A 4,115-nucleotide genomic window follows, 5' to 3' on the forward strand; every position below is an offset into this window, starting at 1 on the left:
TGTTCGTGGGCGCGGAAGGCACGTTAGGGGTCATCACGGAGCTGACGCTGCGACTGTTCGGCACGCCTGAGGCGGCGCAGTCCCTGCTGTGCAGCTTTCCCGATCTGGACAGCGCCACCGCCTGCGTCGTCGCCGCCCAGCACTGCAGTCTGGGACTGACCCGGATCGAACTGGCCGACGACCTGCAGATGGCGGCGATCAACGCGTGGTGCGCCGCCGCCCTTCCGGAAACCGCGACGCTCTGGGGCGAGATCCCCGGATCGGGCCCCCCCGTGGCGCTTGACGTGGCGCTGTTCCAGGACCTGGCCCGCGATGCGGGCGCGACCCGGATCGAACCCGCCGCGACAGCCGAAGATGCCACGCGGCTGTGGCGCATCCGGCACGAGGCGCTTTATGCCACCCGCGCGCTGCGGCCGGGCATCAAGGGCATCTCGACCGACGTCTGCGTGCCGCTGTCACGCCTGCCGGACTGCATCGCCGCCATCAAGACCGAGATCGCAGCAACAGGCCTTGTCGCGCCGCTGATCGGCCATGTCGGGGACGGAAATTTCCACTTGGTCCTGCTGTTCGATCCCGCGGACCCGCAGGAAACCGAGACCGCCCGCACCATCAACCGGCGGCTGGTGGAACTGGCGCTGTCGATGGGTGGCACCTCAACCGGAGAGCACGGCGTGGGCCTGGGCAAGAAAGCCTATATGGAAGCCGAGCATGGTCCCGCGCTGGACCTGATGCGGCGGCTCAAGCGCGCCGTGGACCCACGCGGCATCATGAACCCCGGCAAGATATTCGACCTTTGACGCACGAGGCCCCACAATGTCATCCCAACCCCTGATCCGGCCCGAAGTCGCGGGACTGCCCGACTATAACGCGGGCCTCGCGCTGGACCGGTTCCGCAGCGTCTATGGCATCGACGCGGTGGCCAAACTCGACAGCAATGAAAGCCCGCTGGGGCCGTCGCCCGCGGCGGTGCAGGCGATCCGCGACGCCGCGGCCGGCGTTGGCCGCTATCCCGATGCCAGCGACGAGGCGCTGCGTCAGGGGATCGGGCAGGCGAATGGCGTGGACCCCGACACCGTGATCCTGGGCAACGGCTCCGAGGACCTGATCGGCGCCATCTATCGCGCGGTCCTGCGGCCGGGCGACCGGGTGGTTACGATCTGCCCCAGCTTCGGCCTGCATGAATTCGGGGCCCGGGCCTGCGGCGCGGTGGTGGACAAGGTGTCCTTTCCGCCCGACTGGCGTTTTCCGGCCGATGCGCTGATCGCGGCGCTGGCGCAGCCCGCGCGCATCCTGATCTTTTCCTCGCCCAGCAACCCGGCAGGCCCCGCCGTGCCGCAGGCCGACTTCGCCCAGCTGCTGGCCGCGGTGCCGCAGGGCGCGCTGGTCGTCTTCGACGAGGCTTACCGCGAATACCTGTCCGACGATCTGGCCTTCGACGCCCTCGCAATGCTGCGCGAGGCGGGACACCCATGGGTGTCGCTGCGCACGCTGTCCAAGGCCTATGGCCTCGCCGGGGCGCGGGTCGGCTATGGCATCTGCTCGGATGCCGACCTGGTGCGGGCGCTGCGCAAGACCCGCAACCCGTTCGCCATCAACGCGCTGGCCGGCGCGGCGGCACTGGCCGCGCTGCAGGATACCGGCCATCTGGCCCGCGTGGTCGCGCTGACCGCATCCGAACGCGCCCGCGTGGCCGAGAGCCTGCGCGCCAAGGGTTACGAGGTCGCGCCCAGCCACGGCAACTTCCTGTTCTTCCGCACAGCCGGCCCCGCCGCCGATTTCGCCGAGGCGCTGCGCCGTCAGGGTGTCCTGATCAAGGCATGGCAGGAGGAGCCTTTCATGGACTGGGCGCGCGTCACCATCGCCAATCCCGGGGAAAACGATGCCTTCCTGGCCGTAGTCCCAGCCGCCCAAGGCGCCGCAGGCCGATAAATGCCGAGAGGGGGCCGCTGGGGCACGACGCTCGCCGCCATGGCGATCAAAAATTTGTGGCCTTCGTCGACCATCAGCTACATGGCACTCCCTCTCAGCAGAACCAACTCCTTAAGCGTATGATCGCATCGCCAGCGCGGAACGCCGTCAGGCTTGCCAAGTGATCTTGTCATCCAGCGGATATGTCGGCCGCGCCAGCTTCCGGAAGGCGAAGAGATCATAGTTCGAGCTTGTAACGCCCGAGCTTGCGCATTCGACCACTGTTTTCGCCAAGGGCTCGAACACGGGGCGGCAGTACATGCGCGATTTCAGGTGCAGGAAGCGCGCCGACAGTTCCCTGATCCCCAGGCAGGTGAACACGCCCATATCCAGCGGCTCGTGCGGCTGCTCGCAGACCACGATCCGCGCGGCGCCCGTATCCAGCAGCGCCGCCCGTCCCATTGAAAGGACCTGCCCGTGATAGATCGGGCCGGTCACACGATAGCGGCCATCCGACAGGGCCAGAACCCGCCCGCGCAGCGCTAGGGGCGAATGCGGCAGAGGCAGGTCCTTGGCCGGGGTCTTGTTGCCCAGCCTCACCTCGACCTCTGCGCCTTCGCCTGCGGCGAACATCTGCGCGACCGTCCCGGCATCAGCGATGGGCCCGACGAGGATGCCGTCCTGGCCGGCCGCCAGCAGCTCCTCCAGTACGTCCATCACGTCGCAGCTGCCTCCGGACATGCAGTTGTCTCCATGGTCCAGCAGCAGGACGGGGGCCGAACCGTCGGCCAGCGTGATCGCGCGGTCGATGGACTGCGCCAGCGGCTCCTCGTGATAGACATATTCTTCGCGGCGACGCCATGCCTCCCGGCCGAGTTCCCGCGCAACCTCGGTCGCCAGTTCAGGGGTATCGGCGACGGTGACGATGGAAAGGCCCGTTTCCGCGAGGTCCGCAATGGGGAAACCGCCGAAGACGGTCACGGCCTGAACGCCGGGCCGCGTCTCGGCCTGACGTGCCATGGCGACAAGGTCCGTCATGGCGCAGTCGGTCGTCGTGTTCATGCAAAGGGTCGCGGCCAGCATGGGCGGATGGCACAGCGCCATCTCAGGGCGCGGACCGCCGTCGAGAAGCGGCGCGAACAGGCGCGCGACATGCTCACCTGTCTCGACCATATCGACGTGAGGATAGGTCTTGAAGCCCACGATCACGTCGCTGTTGTCCAGCATGGTCTGCGTGATGTTCCCGTGCAAATCGAGTGCCACGCCGATCGGAACAGCAGGCGCGGCAGCTCGCACCCGTGCTAGAAGTTCACCCTCGCCATCGTCATGGCTGCGGGTCGCCATGGCACCATGCAGATCCAGCAGGATGCCGTCGCATCCTTGCTCAACGGACCCGAGGATTGCCTGTGCCATTGCCTCAAATGCGTCGTCCTCGACAGGGCCTGAAGGCATGGCATGGGCGATCAGCGGCACGTCGATCCGAACCCCGATGTGGCGGGCAAAGGCATGAAAGGCGCCCAGAGCCGTGGGCGAACCCTCCGCCGCCGCCAGCGCCTCGTCCCCCAATAGCGGATTGAACGAGACCAGTGGCGTCGGAACGGGCGAAAACGTGTTCGTCTCGTGGTTCAGGCGGGCAAGGACCAGGCGCTTGCTCATGCGGCGACTTCCTCGCGGCGCTCGGCCCTGCGCCGGTGGTAGTCCAGCACGGCCTCCAGCAGCACCTGCGCCTCGGCGGAACATTCCTTCGGCACTGTAGCTTCGGCCGGGTTGTGCGACGGCCCGCCTTCGCAGGGCACGAGAATCGTGGGCAGTGGCGGCGCAGCTGCTATAAGGACGGCGTCGTAGTCTGCTGCCCAGATCACCTCGCGCGTGGAAAGCCCGGGCGCTCTGGCCCGCACCCCCGCGATGCATTCGGGATCTAAACCCATGGGCGGCGTGCGCGAGATAGAGTTAAGTCGCGACAAGAGACAGGTTGTCAAAAAGCTGTGGCGGTTGAGCATTGGGCTTCTGCTTGGGATTTGTATTCGGTAACTATATAGCTGGAGTTGTCCCAGAGAAGCCTTCCTGGGAAAATCATTTGATGGCCATACTGAACTGCCCCCCATTTCGACCGGACAGTCCGGCATGACCATGAAAGGCTCAAGCCTGTGCTTGAGGACATGCTCATGTCCAACGACGATATCCGCCGGATCGAGGTGATCACCGGC

General features: G+C 66.6%; 4 protein-coding genes. 2 read left to right on the top strand and 2 right to left on the bottom strand.

All coding sequences use genetic code 11. The features are described 5' to 3' along the window. A partial coding sequence (locus Q4F04_RS14665) for an FAD-binding oxidoreductase (RefSeq protein WP_303370541.1) occupies positions 1-797 on the top strand: 797 nt, incomplete at its 5' end. A 16-nt stretch (positions 798-813) separates the two neighbouring features. Then, positions 814-1,929 carry an aminotransferase class I/II-fold pyridoxal phosphate-dependent enzyme gene (locus tag Q4F04_RS14670; protein ID WP_303370542.1) on the top strand — a complete coding sequence of 372 codons (1,116 nt, stop codon included), beginning with the start codon at positions 814-816 and terminating at the stop codon, positions 1,927-1,929. A 147-nt stretch (positions 1,930-2,076) separates the two neighbouring features. Here the strand turns inward: Q4F04_RS14670 and Q4F04_RS14675 are convergent, their stop codons facing one another. Then, the gene (locus Q4F04_RS14675) at positions 2,077-3,564 is read right to left on the bottom strand and encodes a M81 family metallopeptidase (protein WP_303370543.1); all 1,488 of its coding nucleotides are present in this window, start codon (positions 3,562-3,564) and stop codon (positions 2,077-2,079) included. Next, positions 3,561-3,836 carry a hypothetical protein gene (locus tag Q4F04_RS14680; protein ID WP_303370544.1) on the bottom strand — a complete coding sequence of 92 codons (276 nt, stop codon included), beginning with the start codon at positions 3,834-3,836 and terminating at the stop codon, positions 3,561-3,563. Before Q4F04_RS14680 ends, Q4F04_RS14675 begins: the two co-directional genes overlap by 4 nt. Positions 3,837-4,115 lie beyond the last annotated feature (279 nt).

It is taken from the genome of Paracoccus sp. (in: a-proteobacteria), from assembly GCF_030536915.1.
Taxonomy (GTDB): Bacteria; Pseudomonadota; Alphaproteobacteria; order Rhodobacterales; family Rhodobacteraceae; genus Paracoccus.